13 protein-coding genes and 1 pseudogene are annotated in these 16,060 nt (G+C 73.8%); 9 read left to right on the plus strand and 5 right to left on the minus strand.

Annotated features, from left to right (window positions below; all coding sequences use genetic code 11):
* Nucleotides 1–252: 252 nt before the first annotated feature.
* The 4 genes from QSK20_RS12995 to QSK20_RS13010 all read left to right on the plus strand — a co-directional run bounded on the left by QSK20_RS12995 (nt 253) and on the right by QSK20_RS13010 (nt 4,229).
* Nucleotides 253–1,518 (plus strand): sensor histidine kinase, encoded by a 1,266-nt coding sequence (locus QSK20_RS12995; RefSeq protein ID WP_285788866.1) that lies wholly within the window; start codon nt 253–255, stop codon nt 1,516–1,518.
* Entirely contained in the window at nt 1,515–2,183 is a 669-nt protein-coding gene (locus QSK20_RS13000; protein WP_285788867.1) for a response regulator, read from the plus strand. The genes QSK20_RS12995 and QSK20_RS13000 overlap by 4 nt, the downstream gene beginning before the upstream one ends.
* A 79-nt stretch (nt 2,184–2,262) precedes the next feature.
* Nucleotides 2,263–3,156, plus strand: a complete 894-nt coding sequence (locus QSK20_RS13005) for an ABC transporter ATP-binding protein (RefSeq protein WP_285788868.1) — start codon at nt 2,263–2,265, stop codon at nt 3,154–3,156.
* The gene (locus tag QSK20_RS13010) at nt 3,153–4,229 is read left to right on the plus strand and encodes an ABC transporter permease (RefSeq protein ID WP_285788869.1); all 1,077 of its coding nucleotides are present in this window, start codon (nt 3,153–3,155) and stop codon (nt 4,227–4,229) included. Before QSK20_RS13005 ends, QSK20_RS13010 begins: the two co-directional genes overlap by 4 nt.
* 51 nt (nt 4,230–4,280) lie before the next feature.
* Here QSK20_RS13010 and cobF read toward each other — a convergent pair whose 3' ends face one another.
* Genes cobF through cbiE form a run of 3 tightly spaced genes read right to left on the minus strand, consistent with a single transcriptional unit; the run spans nt 4,281 to nt 7,047 of the window.
* Nucleotides 4,281–5,048: a precorrin-6A synthase (deacetylating) gene (gene cobF / locus QSK20_RS13015; protein ID WP_285788870.1), complete on the minus strand. Its 768-nt coding sequence runs from the start codon at nt 5,046–5,048 to the stop codon at nt 4,281–4,283.
* Nucleotides 5,049–5,053: 5 nt separating this feature from the next.
* Nucleotides 5,054–5,824 (minus strand): precorrin-4 C(11)-methyltransferase, encoded by a 771-nt coding sequence (cobM, locus tag QSK20_RS13020; protein ID WP_285788871.1) that lies wholly within the window; start codon nt 5,822–5,824, stop codon nt 5,054–5,056.
* Nucleotides 5,821–7,047 (minus strand): precorrin-6y C5,15-methyltransferase (decarboxylating) subunit CbiE, encoded by a 1,227-nt coding sequence (gene cbiE, locus QSK20_RS13025; RefSeq protein WP_285788872.1) that lies wholly within the window; start codon nt 7,045–7,047, stop codon nt 5,821–5,823. Before cbiE ends, cobM begins: the two co-directional genes overlap by 4 nt.
* Nucleotides 7,048–7,357: 310 nt before the next feature.
* Here cbiE and QSK20_RS13030 point away from each other — a divergent pair, with 310 nt between their 5' ends.
* From QSK20_RS13030 to QSK20_RS13050, 5 genes and pseudogenes are all read left to right on the plus strand, one after another.
* Complete coding sequence (locus QSK20_RS13030) at nt 7,358–9,385, plus strand: VWA domain-containing protein (protein WP_285788919.1); 2,028 nt, start codon at nt 7,358–7,360, stop codon at nt 9,383–9,385.
* Entirely contained in the window at nt 9,385–9,999 is a 615-nt protein-coding gene (gene cobO / locus QSK20_RS13035) for a cob(I)yrinic acid a,c-diamide adenosyltransferase (protein WP_285788873.1), read from the plus strand. Before QSK20_RS13030 ends, cobO begins: the two co-directional genes overlap by 1 nt.
* Nucleotides 9,993–11,378, plus strand: a pseudogene (locus tag QSK20_RS13040) (cobyrinic acid a,c-diamide synthase CobB); the annotation flags it as partial. The gene cobO and the pseudogene QSK20_RS13040, both read left to right, overlap by 7 nt.
* Before the next feature lie 120 nt (nt 11,379–11,498).
* On the plus strand, nt 11,499–12,242 hold the full coding sequence (gene cobA / locus QSK20_RS13045) for a uroporphyrinogen-III C-methyltransferase (protein WP_285788920.1): 744 nt from the start codon (nt 11,499–11,501) through the stop codon (nt 12,240–12,242).
* A gap of 135 nt (nt 12,243–12,377) precedes the next feature.
* Nucleotides 12,378–13,106, plus strand: coding sequence for a hypothetical protein (locus tag QSK20_RS13050; RefSeq protein ID WP_285788874.1), 729 nt, complete (start codon nt 12,378–12,380; stop codon nt 13,104–13,106).
* A 46-nt stretch (nt 13,107–13,152) separates the two neighbouring features.
* Here the strand turns inward: QSK20_RS13050 and QSK20_RS13055 are convergent, their stop codons facing one another.
* Nucleotides 13,153–14,334, minus strand: a complete 1,182-nt coding sequence (locus tag QSK20_RS13055) for a serpin family protein (RefSeq protein ID WP_285788875.1) — start codon at nt 14,332–14,334, stop codon at nt 13,153–13,155.
* A gap of 383 nt (nt 14,335–14,717) precedes the next feature.
* On the minus strand, nt 14,718–15,938 hold the full coding sequence (locus tag QSK20_RS13060) for a low temperature requirement protein A (protein WP_285788876.1): 1,221 nt from the start codon (nt 15,936–15,938) through the stop codon (nt 14,718–14,720).
* Between the last annotated feature and the right edge of the window lie 122 nt (nt 15,939–16,060).

Consider the following 16,060-nt stretch of genomic DNA (forward strand, 5'->3'; position numbering starts at 1 on the left):
GTCGCCCGGGAGCCCGGAGCGAATAGTCGATCTTCCCTACCTGTTAAGTAGGGTAGCCGCTGACCTCGGAAGACCCGAAAAATGCGCGCCCGAACGTGAGAGGGAACACGCCCCGCCAGGCATGCCGTCCCGGCCTGCCGAACCGCAGCATGGGTGGGACGGACCCGGCCCCGGACGCGGGCCGTCGCCGCAGCGCGTCCTCCGCACCGTGGCCGTTCGCCGTCGGCCGGCACGGTGTGCCATCGTCGCGGCATGACAGTGCATCCCACGCCGTGGCGGCGGCCCGGTCCGTCGCCCGAGCAACGGCGCACCGACGTCCTGGTCGGCGTGGCCGTGGCGGCGGTCGCGCTGTTCAGCCTCACGCTGGTCAACAGCGTGGGCCAGTTCGTCCTCGGTCCGCCGCCCGCCTGGCCGGAGCAGGTGTTCTGGACGCTGGCCTGCACGGCGCCGCTGGTCGTGCGCCGGCGCTGGCCGGCCGCCGTCGCGATCGTGATCTCCGTGGCGTTCATCGTGGCCCAGTTCCGTCAGTCGCCCGAGCAGCAGGTGACCAACGGCGCGCTCTACGCGGCCGTGTACACGGTCGGCGCCTGGAGCGCCGACCGCGCGTGGGCCCGCCGGGTGCGGATCGGCATCATCGCCGCGATGTTCGGCTGGCTCGCCCTCTCCGCCGCGCTGACCGTGGCCGACATTCCGCCGGACGCGTTCTCCGAGGCGAGCGGCCCGCTGGAGCCACTGCTCGCGGTGATGGTCAACAGCGTGCTGGTCAACGTGTTCTTCTTCGGCTTCGCGTACCTCTTCGGCGACACCGCGTGGACGTCGGCCCGCCGGCAGCACCAGCTGGAGGTGCAGGCCGACCAGCTGCGCCGGTCGCAGGCCGACGCCGCGCAGGTCGCGGTCATGGGGGAGCGGGTACGCATCGCGCGGGAGCTGCACGACGTGGTGGCCCACCACGTGTCGGTGATGGGCGTGCAGGCCTCGGCGACCCGGCGGGTGATGGACAAGGACCCGGACAAGGCGCGCACCGCGCTGGCGGCGGTCGAGCAGAGCGCCCGGACGGCCGTCGACGAGCTGCGCCGGATGCTCAACCTGCTGCGCGCCAGCGGCCCGGACGAGCGGCCGGGCGGCGTGGGGATCGACCGGATCGAGGAACTCGTGACCAACGCCCGGGACGCCGGTCTCGACGCCCGGTTCGGCGTGTACGGTCAGCCGGTGCCCCTCCCGGAGTCCCTCTCGCAGGCGGCGTACCGGATCGTCCAGGAGGCCGTCACCAACACGCTGAAACACGCGAGCGCCACGGAGGTCGACGTGCGGATCCGCTACCACGCCACCGAACTGGAGATCGACGTGGCCGACAACGGGCGCGGCGCGCCGCCGGGGGCCACCGCCGGCGTCGGGCTCGGCCTCATCGGCATGCGGGAGCGGGTCACCGCCCACGACGGCGCGTTGACGGCCGAATCGCGGCCCGGCGGCGGATTCCGCGTCCGGGCCCGGTTCCCCCTCGCGCGGGTGCCGGCGTGAGCGCGATCCGGGTGCTGCTCGCCGACGACCACCACCTGGTGCGGACCGGGTTCCGGGTCATCCTGGAGGCGGAGGACGACATCGAGGTGGTCGGTGAGGCCTCCGACGGGCGGCAGGCGGTCGACCTGGCCGCCCGCCAGCGGCCCGACGTGGTGCTGATGGACGTCGAGATGCCCGGCACGGACGGGCTGGAGGCGACCCGACGGATCGTCGCGGCCGACGCCGGACCCGCCGTGCTGATCCTCACCACGTTCGACCGGGACGACTACCTGTTCGCCGCCCTCCAGGCCGGCGCCAGCGGCTTCCTGCTCAAGAACGGCACGCCGGAGGCGCTGATCGACGCGGTGCGGGTGGTGGCCCGGGGCGACGCGCTGCTCGCGCCCGAGATCACCCGCCGGGTCATCGCCACGTTCGCCCGGCCGGGCGCGCCGGCGGGTGGCCGGGCCGACGGCGCCCGCCTGTCCGAGCTGACCCCGCGCGAGCACGAGGTGCTGGTGCTGCTGGCCGGCGGGGCCACCAACGCGGAGATCGCGACCGCCCTCTTCCTCGGCGAGGCGACCGTGAAGACCCACGTCAGCCGGGTGCTGGCCAAGCTCGGGCTGCGCGACCGGACGCAGGCGGTCGTGTACGCGTACGAACACGGGGTCGTCACCCCCGGAGGGTGATCATCCGTCGCGCGACGGACCCCGACGATCGATCGTGCGACGGAGGCCGTCGAGGGCGATCCTGCCTACCGTCGTGGATATGACTTCGCTTCTGCATCTCGAGGCGGTGAACCGCGCCTTCGGTGACCGGCGGGTGCTGCGGGACGTCACCTTCGACGTGGCACCGGGCCGGCTGACCGGGTTCGTGGGCGCCAACGGCGCGGGGAAGACGACCACGATGCGCATCGTCCTGGGCGCCCTCGCCGCCGACTCCGGCACGGTGACCTGGGGCGGCGCGCCGCTGACCCGTGACGTCCGGCGCCGCTTCGGCTACATGCCGGAGGAGCGCGGGCTCTACCCGAAGATGTCCGTCCGCGAGCAACTGGTCTACCTGGGCCGGCTGCACGGCCTCGGCGCGGACGCGGCCGCCCGCAACGTCGACGCCCTGCTCGCCCGCCTCGGCCTCGGCGAACGGGCCGACGACAAGCTGGAGAAGCTGTCGCTGGGCAACCAGCAGCGGGCGCAGATCGCCGCCGCCCTGGTGCACGAGCCGGACCTGCTGGTGCTGGACGAGCCGTTCTCCGGTCTCGACCCGCTCGCCGTCGACACGGTGCTGACGGTGCTGCGCGAGTACACCGAGCGCGGCGTCGCGGTGCTGTTCTCCAGCCACCAGTTGGAGGTGGTCGAGCGGCTCTGCGACGACCTGGTCATCATCGCCGACGGGGTGATCCGGGCCGCCGGTGGCCGCGAGCCTCTGCGCCAGGCGTACGCCCTGCCCCGGTACGAGATCCGGGTCGACGGCGACGCCGGCTGGCTGCGCGACCAGCCGGGGGTGACCATGGTCGACCTGGACGGCGCGTACGCCGTCTTCGACCTGGCCGACGGCGTCGACGACCAGTCGGTGCTGCGCGCGGCGCTCGACCGGGGACCGGTGCGCGCGTTCCGTCCCCTCACCCCGTCCCTGGCCGAGATCTTCCGGGAGGTCACGCGATGACCACGTTCGACGCCGTCCGCATCGTCGCGGCCCGGGAGATCCGGGTCAAGTTGCGGGACAAGACGTTCATCTGGAGCACCGTCGTCTTCCTGCTGATCGCGGTGGCCGCGACGGTCCTGCCCAGCATGATCGGCGGCGGCCCGGCGTCGGTGGCCGTGGCCCAGGGCCCCGCCGCCACGGCCCTGGCCGACGCCGGCCTCGACGTCCGTACGGTCGGCGACGACGCGGAGGCCGAGCGGCTGGTGCGCGACGGCGAGGTGGACGCGGCGGTGGTCGCCGGCCCCCGGGTGCTGGCCATGGACGACGAGCCGTCGGAGGTGGTCAACGCGCTCAGCGTCCGCCCGGCCGTCGAACTGCTCGACCCGAACGCGGTCGATCCGGCGCTCGGCTTCCTCATCCCGTACGCGTTCGCGTTCGTCTTCTTCATCACCTCGCTGACGTTCGGGATGCAGATCGCGCAGAGCGTCACCGAGGAGAAGCAGACCCGGATCGTGGAGATCCTGGTCGCGGCGGTGCCGGTCCGGGCGTTGCTGGCCGGCAAGGTGGCCGGCGGGACCATCCTCGCCTTCGGGCAGATCGCGCTGATCGCCCTCGTCGCGTACGTCGGGGCGTCGGTGGCCGGCGCGCCGGGCGACGTGCTGTCGCTGCTCGGCCCGGCGATCGGCTGGTTCCTGCCGTTCTTCGTGGCCGGGTTCGTGATGCTTGCCGCGTTGTGGGCCGCCGTCGGCGCGCTGGTCAGCCGGCAGGAGGACATCGGCGGCGCGTCCACGCCCATGCAGATGGTGGTGATGCTGCCGTTCTTCGCGGTGGTGTTCCTCCAGGACAACCCGACCGTCATGACGATCCTGTCGTACCTGCCGGTGTCCTCGCCGATCGCGATGCCGGTGCGGCTGTTCACCGGCGACGCGGCCGGGTGGGAGCCCTTCCTGTCGCTGGCGATCCTCGCGGTCAGCGCGGTGGCGATGGTCTTCGTCGGCGCCCGCATCTACGAGGGGTCGCTGCTGAAGACCGGTGGCCGGATCCAGTTCGCGGCGGCGTGGCGCGACCGGGAGGCCGCCCGCCTGGCCGACTGAGACACGTGCCGGACCGCCGGGGGAATCCCCGGCGGTCCGGACGCGGGGTGGTCAGCCGGCGACCGGGTCGCGGCGGCGCAGCAGGTAGGTGTCCATGATCCAGCCCTTGCGCTCGCGGGCCGCCCGACGCGTCTCGACGATCTCCTGCGCCACCTCGGCCAGCGGCCCGGCGACCAGGATCTCGTCGGCCGTGCCGAGGTACGCCCCCCAGTAGATGTCGAGGTCCTCGCCGACGTGCCGGGTGAAGGTGCAGTGCGCGTCGAGCATCACCACGATGTCGTCCACGTCCGGCGGCAGCCCGTCGGCGATCCGCCGACCGGTGGTCACCAGGAACGGCCGACCGACCCGGTTGAGCCCGATCCGGTGTCGGGCGGCCAGCGTCGACACGCTGCTCACCCCCGGCACGACGACGTGGTCGACGTCGAGCTTCCCCCGGGCCTCGATCTCCTCGACCACGGCGAGGGTGCTGTCGTAGAGGGCCGGATCGCCCCAGACCAGGAACGCGCCGGTCCCCCCGTCGGCGAGGTGTTCGGCCATCGCCGCCTCCAGCAGGTCGGCCCGGTCCCGCCGCCAGTCGTCCACCGCCCGGACGTACCCCTCGGCGGTGCGGTCCCGGTCCGGGTCGCGGACCTCCACCACCCGGTGGTCGTCCCGGGCGAAGCGCCCCATCAACTCCTGCCGCAGGGCGATCAGGTCCTGCTTCTCCGCGCCCTTGTCGAGGACGAAGAAGACGTCCGTGCGGCCCAGGGCCTCTGCCGCCGCCAGGGTGAGCTGGCCCGGGTCACCCGCGCCGATACCGATGATCAGGATTGTCCGCACGGCGCTCAGTGTGCCCCAGGCGGGCGACGCTTCGCCGCCCGGTCCCGGTCGGGGGAGTAGAGGTAGCTGTCCGGGAAGGCGTCGGCGGCCAGCACGCGACCGATGATGATCACAGCGGTGCGGCGTACCCCGGCCTGCTCGACCCGCTCGGCGATGTTGGCCAGGGTGCCGCGCAGGATCACCTCGTTCGGGCGGCTGGCGTTGGCCACCACCGCGACCGGGCAGTCCGCGCCGTAGTGCACGGCGAGCTGGGCGGCCAGCTCCCGGGTCCGGGCGACCGCCAGGTGCAGGACCAGGGTGGCCCGGCTGCGACCGAGTTCGGCGAGGTCCTCCCCGGGCGGCATCGGCGTGGACCGGGCCTGGGTGCGGGTGAGGATCACCGTCTGACCGACCGTCGGCACGGTCAGCTCCCGGCCCAGCGACGCCGCCGCGGCGGCGTACGACGGCACGCCGGGCACGATCTCGTACGGCACACCGGCCGCGTCGAGCCGGCGGACCTGCTCGGCCACGGCGCTGAACACGGCCGGGTCACCGGAGCAGAGGCGGGCGACGTCCTCCCCGGCGGCGTGCGCCGAGGTCATCTGCGCCACGATCTCGTCCAGGGTCAGGTCGGCGGTGTCGACCAGCCGCGCCCCGGGCGGGCAGACGGCGAGTAGGTCGTCCGGGACCAGGCTGCCCGCGTAGAGGCAGACCCGGGCGCGGGCCAGGATCCGCTGCCCCCGGACGGTGATCAGGTCGGCGGCGCCCGGTCCGGCGCCGATGAAGTACACGGTCACGGTCGTACCACCGCCCACTGCACCAGGGGCCGGGCCGGTTTCCAGCCGGTGAACCCACCCAGCGGCGCGGCCCGGTCCACCGCCAGACGGGTCAGGTCGCCGCCGAGCCGGGCGGCCCGCTCGCCGAGTTCCCGCTCACCCTCCAGGGTGACCGCGTGCGCGACCAGCCGGCCGCCGGGGCGCAGCGCGTCCCACACGACGTCGAAGAGCCCCGGCGCGCTGAGTCCACCACCGACGAAGACCGCATCCGGGGTGGGCAGGTCGGTCAGCGCCTCCGGTGCCCGGCCCTGCACCACGAGCAGGTGCGGCACGCCGAGCGTGCGGGCGTTCCCGGTGATCCGCGCGGCCCGTTCCGGACGGCCCTCCACCGCGATCGCGGCCGACGCCGGGTCGGCGCGCAGCCACTCGATGCCGATGCTGCCGCAGCCGGCGCCGACGTCCCAGAGCAGCTCACCACCGGTGGGGGCGAGACGGGACAGGGCCAGCGCGCGGGCCTCCCGCTTGGTCAGCGCCCCGTCGTGGTCGAACGCGTCGTCGGGCAGCCCCGGCACCGTCGACAGTGCCCGGATCCCGTCGGCGGCGACCACCCGGACGGCGACCACGTTGAGCGGGTCGCCGGGCGCGGCCGTCCACTCCCCGGCGGTGCCCTGGACGCGCTGCTCCCGGTCCGCGCCGAGCGCGGCCAGGACGGTCAGTTCGCTGGGGCCGTACCCGGCGTCGGTCAGCGTCCGGGCCAGCGCGGCGGGGGTGTGCGCGTCGCTGCTGAGCACCAGCAGCAACCGGCCGGGGACGAGGTCGCGGCGGACCTTGTCCAGGTCCCGCGCGACGGCGCTGTGCACGGTGACCCGCTCCACCGGCCAGCCCATCCGGGCGCAGGCCAGCGAGATCGCCGACGGGTGCGGCACGGTGCGCACCCGGTCCGGCCCGAGCAGCCCCACCAGGTGGGTGCCGATGCCGTACCACATCGGGTCACCGCTGGCCAGGACGCAGATCCGCCGGTCGGCGTGGGTGGCGAGCAGGCCGGGCAGGGCGGGCAGCAGCGGCGACGGCCAGGGCACCCGCTCGGCCCGGACCGATTCGGGGAGCAGGTCGAGGTGGCGTCGGCCGCCGACGACGACCTGGGCGTCCGTCACCGCCCGCCGGCCGGCCGCGCCGAGGCCGGTCCACCCGTCGGCGCCGACGCCGACCACGGTGACCGGGTCCAGGGTTGTCGAGAGGCTCACGTGGCCGAACGGTAGTCGAGGGTGATCGGCACCTGTCGTGGCGGGGGTGGATGTGACATCATCTGCGGCGACGGCGCGGTGAGGAACACCGGTGGGTCGGCCCGGAGGGTCGGCGAATCCGGGGCGGTCCCGCCACTGTGATCCGTCCGGCGGGGTCGCCGGGCGGAGAGCCAGACACTCGCCTCGCCGTCTCGTGCCGCCGGCGGACGCTCCTCGGCGGCGCGGTCCATGGCCGGTCGCGGGCGAGGAGACCCGTGCGAGGTGAAAGGTGCTGACCGTGCGGTCGTACCCGTTCTCCGCTGTCGTCGGAATGGACGACATGGCGTTGGCCCTCAGTCTCTGCGCCGTCTCGCCCGGGATCGGCGGGGTGCTGGTGCGGGGCGAGAAGGGCACCGCCAAGTCCACCGCGGTCCGGGCGTTGACCGCGCTGCTGCCCCCGGTCGAGGTGGTGGCGGGCTGCCGGTTCTCCTGCGACCCGGCAACGCCCGACCCGCGCTGCCCGGACGGCCCGCACCCCGAGCCGGTGGCCGCGCAGGTGCGGCCCGCCCGGCTGGTGGAACTGCCGGTGGGGGCCAGCGAGGACCGGGTCCTCGGCGCGCTGCACCTCGAACGCGCGCTCAGCGAGGGCGTCACCGCCTACGATCCGGGCCTGCTGGCCGGCGCGCACCGGGGCCTGCTCTACGTCGACGAGGTCAACCTGCTGCACGACCACCTGGTCGACGTGCTGCTCGACGCGGCGGCGATGGGCCGCGCCACGGTGGAGCGGGAGGGCGTGTCGGTGACGCACGCCGCCCGGTTCGTCCTGGTCGGCACGATGAACCCCGAGGAGGGGGAGCTGCGCCCGCAGCTGCTGGACCGGTTCGGCCTGACCGTCGAGGTCGCGGCCAGCCGGGACCCCCAGGTACGGGCCGAGGTGATGCGGCGGCGGCTGGCGTACGAGGCCGACCCGGACGCCTTCGCCGCCCGGTACGCCGACGCCGACGCCGCCCTCGGCGAGCGGGTCGCCGAGGCCCGGGCGCTGCTGCCGAAGGTCGAACTCGACGACGACACCGTGCTGGCCATCGCCGCGCTCTGCGCCGCCGCCCAGGTCGACGGGATGCGCGCCGACCTGGTGATCGCCCGGACCGCGATGGCGCACGCCGCCTGGTGCGGACGCACCGACGTGCAGGTGGGCGACGTGCGGGTGGCGGCGCGACTGGCGCTGCCGCACCGGCGACGCCGCAACCCCTTCGACCCGCCCCAGCAGGACGAGGCCGAACTCGAACGGGCGCTGCACGAGGCCGGCCTGGACGAGCCCCCGCCGCCGGAGGACCCGGAACCGCCGGAGGGCCCCGACGGGCCGGGCGGACCGGACGACCCGGACGGCCCCGAGGACCCGGGTGGTCCCGGGGGAGCGGGTCCGGACGACTCCGCCACCGGCGACGAGACGCCACCGGACGGGCGGCGTACCGGCGGCGAGCCGTCCCCGCCGGGCTCCGGCCCGGCCGGCGACACGCCGCCGACGCCGGCCGGCGCCCCGTACCGGGCCCGGCTGCTGACCGTCGCCGGCACCGGCGCCGGCACCGCCGGGCGTCGCTCCGCCGCCGTCACCTCCGTCGGCCGGACCGTCGGCACCGTACGCCCCAACGGTCCCGCCTCCGGCCGCCCGCACCTGGTGGCGACGCTGCGTGCCGCCGCACCCCACCAGCGGGCCCGGGGCCGCCGTGGCCCCGGCGTCCTGGTCCGGCCCGGGGACGTCCGCCTGCCGGTCCGGCAGGGCCGGGAGAGCAACCTGATCCTGTTCTGCGTGGACGCCTCCGGCTCGATGGGGGCCCGGCAGCGCATCGGCGCGGTCAAGGCCGCCGTGCTCTCCCTTCTCCTCGACGCCTACCAGCGGCGCGACAAGGTGGGCCTGGTCACCTTCCGGGCCACCGACGCGGAACTGACCCTGCCGCCGACGTCCAGCGTGGACGTGGCGGCGGCCCGACTGGAGGCCCTGCCGACCGGGGGCCGGACCCCGCTGGCCGAGGGACTGCTGCGCGCCCGTGAGGTGCTGCGCGTCGAGGCGATCCGGGACCCGCGCCGCCGGCCACTGCTCGTGGTGGTCACCGACGGGCGGGCCACCGCCGGACCGGAGGCCCTGCCGCGCGCCATGCGCAGCGCCCGGCTGCTCGCCGCCGACGGCGTCCCCGCCGTGGTGGTCGACTGCGAGCAGGGGCGCATCCGGATGCGGCTGGCCGCCGAACTCGCCGCGACCCTGGCCGGTGAACACCTGCCGTTGGAGGACGTCGCCGCGCCCACCCTCACCCAGGCGGTGCGCTCCCGCACCGCCCTCCGACACGGAAGCGGGGCAGCCTGATGCCACAGGGTCAACCGGTCGCCGTCCCCGACGACGGTCTCACCACCCGGCAGCGGCGCAACCGGCCGTTGCTGATCGTCCACACCGGTGCGATGAAGGGCAAGTCGACCGCCGCGTTCGGGCTGGCCCTGCGCGGCTGGAACCAGGGCTGGTCGATCGCCGTGTTCCAGTTCGTCAAGAGCGCCAAGTGGACGGTGGGGGAGGAGAACGCCCTCACCACGCTCGGCCGGGTGCACGAGGAGACCGGCCAGGGCGGTCCGGTGTCCTGGTACAAGATGGGCGCCGGCTGGAGCTGGAGCCGCACCCAGGGCACCGAGGCCGACCACGCCGCCCAGGCCGCCGAGGGCTGGGCGGAGATCAAGCGCCGGATCGCCGCCGACGAGCACGACCTGTACGTGCTCGACGAGTTCACCTACCCGATGAAGTGGGGCTGGGTCGACGTCGACGACGTGGTGGCCACCCTCGCCGACCGTCCCGGCCGGCAGCACGTCGTGATCACCGGCCGCGACGCGGACCCGCGCCTGGTCGACGCCGCCGACCTGGTGACCGAGATGACCAAGATCAAGCACCCGATGGACGCGGGTCAGAAGGGCCAGCGGGGGATCGAATGGTGACCGCGCCGCCCCGGATCCTCATCGCCGCACCGGCCTCCGGGCAGGGCAAGACCACCGTGGCCACCGGCCTGATGGCCGCCCTGCGGCAGCGCGGCCTGACGGTCAGCGGCCACAAGGTCGGCCCGGACTACATCGACCCGAGCTACCACGAACTCGCCACCGGCCGTCGGGGCCGCAACCTCGACCCGTTCCTCCAGGGCGAACAGCGCGTCGTACCGCTCCTGCTGCACGGCGCGACGGTGGGCACGCCCGCCGACGTCGCGGTCGTCGAGGGCGTGATGGGCCTGCTCGACGGGGCCGTCGGCCGCGCCGGCTTCGCCTCCACCGCCCACGTCGCCCGACTCACCCGCACCCCGGTGCTGCTGGTCGTCGACGTCTCCGGCACGTCCCGCAGCATCGCCGCGCTGGTGCACGGTTTCGCCACCTTCGACCCGCAGCTCACCGTCGCCGGGGTGATCCTGAACAAGGTCGGCTCGGCCACCCACGAGGCGGAGATCCGGGAGGCGCTGGTCTCCACCGGCGTGCCGGTGCTCGGCGCGCTGCGCCGGGACGCCGCCCTGGACACCCCGAGCCGACACCTCGGGCTGGTCCCGGTCGCCGAACGGGCCGCCGCGGCCCGCCGTACCGTGGACGCGCTCGCCGCCCACGTCGCCGCCGGGGTCGACCTCGACGCGGTGCTCGCCGTCGCCCGCCGCGCGCCCGCCCTCACCGGCCCGGCCTGGGACCCGGTCGCCGAACTCGGCGGGTTCACCGCCGACGCGACCGTCGCGGTCGCGTCCGGCGCGGCCTTCACCTTCCGGTACGCCGAGACCGACGAACTGCTCTCCGCCGCCGGCCTGCGCCTGGCCACCGTCGACCCGCTGCGCGACGAGGCGCTGCCCGCCGACTGCGCCGGGCTCTACCTCGGCGGCGGCTTCCCCGAGGTGTACGCCGCCGGCCTCTCCGCCAACCAGCCGATGCGCGCGGCGGTGGCGGCCGGCGCCGCCGCCGGCCTGCCCGTGGTGGCCGAGTGCGCCGGCCTGCTCTACCTCGCCCGGGAACTCGACGGCGCGCCCATGGCCGGGGTGCTCGACGCCACCGCCCGGATGACCGACCGGCTCGTCCTCGGCTACCGGGAGGCCCGCGCGGTCACCACCAGCGTGTTCACCGACGCCGACGACCTGGTCACCGGACACGAGTTCCACCGCACCCGGGTCGACCCGGGCGGCGAGCCGGCGCACGCCTGGCGGTTCCGGCCCCGCCCGTCGGTCGCCCACGGCACCACCAGCCACGCCGTGGACGGCTTCGTCGCCGGCCCCGACGGCAACGTGCACGCCTCCTACCTGCACGTGCACTGGGCCGGCCACCCGCACCTGGCCGCCCGGTTCGCCGCCGCCGCACACCTGCACCGCACCGGCACGTCGATCCCCGTGCCGCGCCACCCCCTGGAGGACACCGTGGTCCCGGTGCCCGTACCGGACGTGCCCACGTCCACCCCGGACTCCCCGGTCACCGGCCGGGTGACCCTGGTCGGCGCCGGCCCCGGCGACCCCGACCTGATGACCCGACGCGGACTCGACCGCCTCGCCGAGGCCGACGTCGTGGTCGCCGACCGGCTCGTGCCGCACGCGCTGCTGCGGGAGCTGCGGACCGGCGTGCGGGTGATCGACGTGTCCAAGGTGCCCCGGGGCGCGTTCGTCCCGCAGGAGCGGATCAACGAGATCCTCGTCGAGGAGGCCCGCGTCGGCCACCGGGTGGTCCGGCTCAAGGGCGGCGACTCGTTCGTCTTCGGCCGGGGCATGGAGGAGATCCAGGCATGCGAGGCGGCGGGCGTCCCGGTCGAGGTGGTGCCCGGCATCTCCAGCTCGATCTCCGTACCGGAGCTGGCCGGGGTGCCGGTCACCCACCGGGGACTCACGCAGGGCTTCACCGTGGTCTCCGCCCACCTGCCGCCGGGCGATCCGGGCAGCACCGTCGACTGGGCCGGGGTGGCCCGCGCGAACACCACGATCGTGCTGCTGATGGCGGTGCAGACCCTGCCCGACGTGACCGCCGCGCTGATCGGCCACGGCATGGACCCGGCGACCCCGGCGGCCAGCATCGAGAACGGCGGCACCGCCGCGCAGCGGGTGCTCACCGGCCGGCTGGACGACATCGCCGAGGTGGCTGCCGCGAACCGGCTGCGCCCACCGGCCATCACGGTGATCGGCGAGGTCGCCGCGTTCGCCCGCACCGCCCACCCGGCGCCGGCGGCCACCGGCTGACCCGTTCGAGCCGACCGGGGCCGTTGGGTCGATCCCGGTGTCGTCCACGCAGGCCGGAGGTCACTTCCCGTCGAGGAGGTGGCCTCTCCTGCTCGTGCAGCGGCGTCAGGCCCGGGGAGCCGGTAGAGTCCTGCCGTGGAGATCGTGACCCGCGCCGATCGACGGGATCTGCACGACACGGCCGCCGCGGTGTTCAGGGAACGTTGGCCGGAGTTCGTCTTCCACGACGAGACACCCAGGAAATACCTGGGCCGGGTCCGACAGTACTTCAGTTGCTTCGACATCATGGTGCTCGATCACGACGCCGTGGCGGCGGGCGGTTGGGGCGTACCGATTCCATGGAGCGGCGAAGTCGACGATCTGCCGTCCGGATATGACGACACCCTCGTTCGAGCCGTGCAGGCGCATGAGGCGGGCACCCCGGTCACGACGTTGAGCTTCATGGCCGTCGCCGTCGGTTCGACGCATGACAAGCGCGGGATGGCCACGGTCGTTCTCCAGGAGCTGACGCGACGGGCTCATGAGGCCGGCCTGGTCCACGTCGTCGCCCCGCTGCGGCCGACGTGGAAGTGCCGGTATCCGACGGTTCCCATGGACGAGTACGCCACGTGGTCACGTCCGGACGGGCTTTCGATCGACCCGTGGATCCGCACCCATCAGCGCATGGGCGCACGCATTCTCGGCCCGGCCCCGGAGTCGATGGTGATCGAGGGCACCGTCGCGGAGTGGGAGAAGTGGACGGGAATGGTCTTTCCCGTCACGCGGGACTATGTCGTCCCCGACGCGCTCAACCTGATCACGATCGACCGGGAACGTGACCGCGGCGTCTACGTCGAGCAGAATCTCTGGGTTCAGCACCGCTGAGATCAGCACCGCCATCGGGTGGACCGGTGGCGGCGACTGGTCCCGGTCAGGCCGGGCCGGTGACCAGCGGGTCGTGGACCCGGCCGAGGAACAGTGGTACGCCGGTGAGCCGGTCGTGGATGACGTACAGGAAGGGCCGGTTGACGAAGAACTGCGGCCCCTGCGGGATCGACGGCGGCCGGATGATGACGGCCGACGCGGCTGCGGCCTCGGTGCCCTTCTCGTCCACCGCGATGAACGTCTCGTGCGCCACGTTCGCGATGCGCAGGGCCGGTTCGGTGCTCATGGCGGTGAAGTCGGCCTGCGACGTGAACGCCGTGGGCATGCCGAGGCTGCCCAGCGCGGCGCCCAGCTCGGCCGGCAGACGGAACGTCCACCGGGGCAGGCGCAGTTGGACGTCGGTGAGCCGGAACCCGGTCAGCAACGCGCCCAGCCATGTCGCGTCGAGCGTCGCCTCGACCGCCGCGAGGTCGTCCCGGGTCGGCATGACGATGGCCATGGCAAGCCCGTCGCCCGCGTACGGCACGTCGACCGCACGCCACCCGTCCCCTTCGAGGTAGCCCATCCTGTCGAAGGGCCCACGCATGACCGGAACGTCGACAACGGTGCCGTCGTCCCGGGTGAACGGTCCCGCCGCCGTGGCCGTCGCGGTGAACGGGTACTTCCATGCGGCTCTGAGGTAGGTCGTGTTGGTCAGCATCAGGCTGGTGTCGGGGCTCACGACGCCGGACTTCAACAGCTCCGGGATCTTCGCGTTGGTCCGGTCGGACACCCAGGTGTTGATCTCCTGGCGGGCCGCCTCCGGCGCGCCACGGAAGTCGACCGGGTGCGGCGCGGCACCGTAGTAGCCGGCCAGGGTGTCCCGGAAACCGGGTCGCAGGACGAGGTCGAGACGTGTCCACAGGGCGTTGGCCGTGGTCAGTCGAGGCTGCTTGGTGCCGTCACCGTCCCGGTAGCGGCCGGTGAGCATCTGGTCGACGGTGTTGAGCCCGCTGTCGAGCGCGTGGGGTCGCGGATACGGCGCGTGGAGCACCGCGTCCATCTCGTCCGCCGTGGTCGAGCCGGCGCCCGCCCTGGTCATCGCGAGCGCGAGCCCGACCGAGTACGGCGCGCACACCACGTTGCCGCCGGCGCGGGACGACGCCAGAGTGCGGTAGAGGTCGGCGGTGAAGCCGCGCACGGCGGTCGCGGCGGCCTGCGTCGTGGCGGGGTCGGGGGGTACGCGCACCGTGTCCGTCGAGGTGGACGACGCACCGAGCCGACGGTGATGACCCGGGGCGGCGGTGAGGGCGGCAGCCGCGAGTGGTACCGACCGCAGAATCGATCGACGCGAGACCATGCGCCGACGGTAGAGCAGTCCCTGCGGCGACCGCCAGGCGCGGGTTCCCCATTAATCGGTATCCGACAATGTTTTCCATGCTCCCACCCGCCCAGTCGACCGCGCCGGCCGCTTCCGCACGCAGTGGTGGCAGCGCGGATACACGACACGCCGAGCGGATCACACCGCAGGCGGCCACGAAGCCTCGGACACCCGGTGATTCCCGCTGTCCGCAGGCGGTGGACGACCGACGTCGGTTCCTGTCGGGACGGTGCGGAGATCCGGTCACCCGATCAGGGACCCTCTGGCCGGAAGCCCCCGGCCAGAGCGGCCTCGCGCAGTTCCTGACGCTGCCCGCTGGCGACGAGGATCTCCGTGACGACCAGGCTGACACAGACGGCCGCCAGCAGGCCCAGCGCCACCACCGCCGACAGTTGGCCGGCGGCCGGGACGAGCGCCACGAGCAGCGCTGCGGTGATCAGCCGCGGCCAGACGACCCGCTTGAGCAGGCGGGTGATCCGCAGTTGGAAGCCGACGTGGGAGACCAGGAACAGGGCTGCGCCACCGTAGAGGGCGTAGAGGGCCAGGCTCCCCAGTTGCGCGGGCGAGTGATGCAGTTCGTTGGCCTTGATGATCGTCACTACCTTGTGCAGTCCGACGGCGAACAGCATGATGCCGGCGATCATCGGCAGGTGCAGATAGCTGTAGGCGTCGCGGGCGTAGGCGACCCGGCGCTGGTCGGGGTTCTGGATCAGCGTCCGCTCGGCGGCGATCGCGACGACGTCGAAGTAGGTCCAACCCAGTGCGGCGGCGATGACGACGGCGAAGACGAGGGCCGCGATGAGCGGCCCCGTCATCGGCACGCTGCTGCTGGTCAGGCCCACCGCTATGAGCGACTCGCCGAGGGCGACGAGCACGATGAGACCGTGCCGCTCCGCCCAGTGCCGGGCCGAGATGATGTGCCACCCCCACGACCGCATCACCAGCGCGCGGCCGTAGTCGACGATGACGGCGAGCATCCAGAGTCCGGTCTGGCCTGCCTCGACCAGCCACGGGTCGTCGGACAGTCGCTGCGGCACGACGGTGGCGGCGAGCAGGAGGGCGGAGGCGACGAACGGGGGCGCGGCGATCAGCAGGAGATCGCGCGGCCTCGTGTCGGGAAGGGCGTACCAGCGCAGCGCCAGGTGAACCAGCCGAACGACCACGAAGCACGCGACGAACACCACCGGACCGGAGAGAGCCGCGCCCCGGAGGTCGGTGAACGCCTGCCGGACCGCCACCGCCATCACCAGGGTGACCACCGTGACGAACAGCAGCGCGATCCGGATCAGCCCGACCCGTGCCTGGAGGCTGTTGCCCAACCAGGCATAGATGGACCAGGTCGACCACAGCAGGGCCAGCGCGAGCATTCCGTTCAGTACGCCGTGGCCGGTGAAGTCGTCGTCCATCAGCTCGACGACCTGGATGAACGCGAGGACGAACACCAGATCGAAGAAGAGCTCCACGCTGGTCACGCCGACGCCCTCGCGTAGCGGTCGAATGCCGCGCGGCGCTGGCGCCGACCTGGCGCCGGATGCCCCGTCCTCCTCACGTGCCACAGGGCAGATTGTGGCAGCGGGCCGTACCGGAGATGTTC

This window comes from Micromonospora sp. NBRC 101691 (assembly GCF_030269285.1).
GTDB classification, from domain to species: domain Bacteria; phylum Actinomycetota; class Actinomycetes; order Mycobacteriales; family Micromonosporaceae; genus Micromonospora; species Micromonospora echinospora.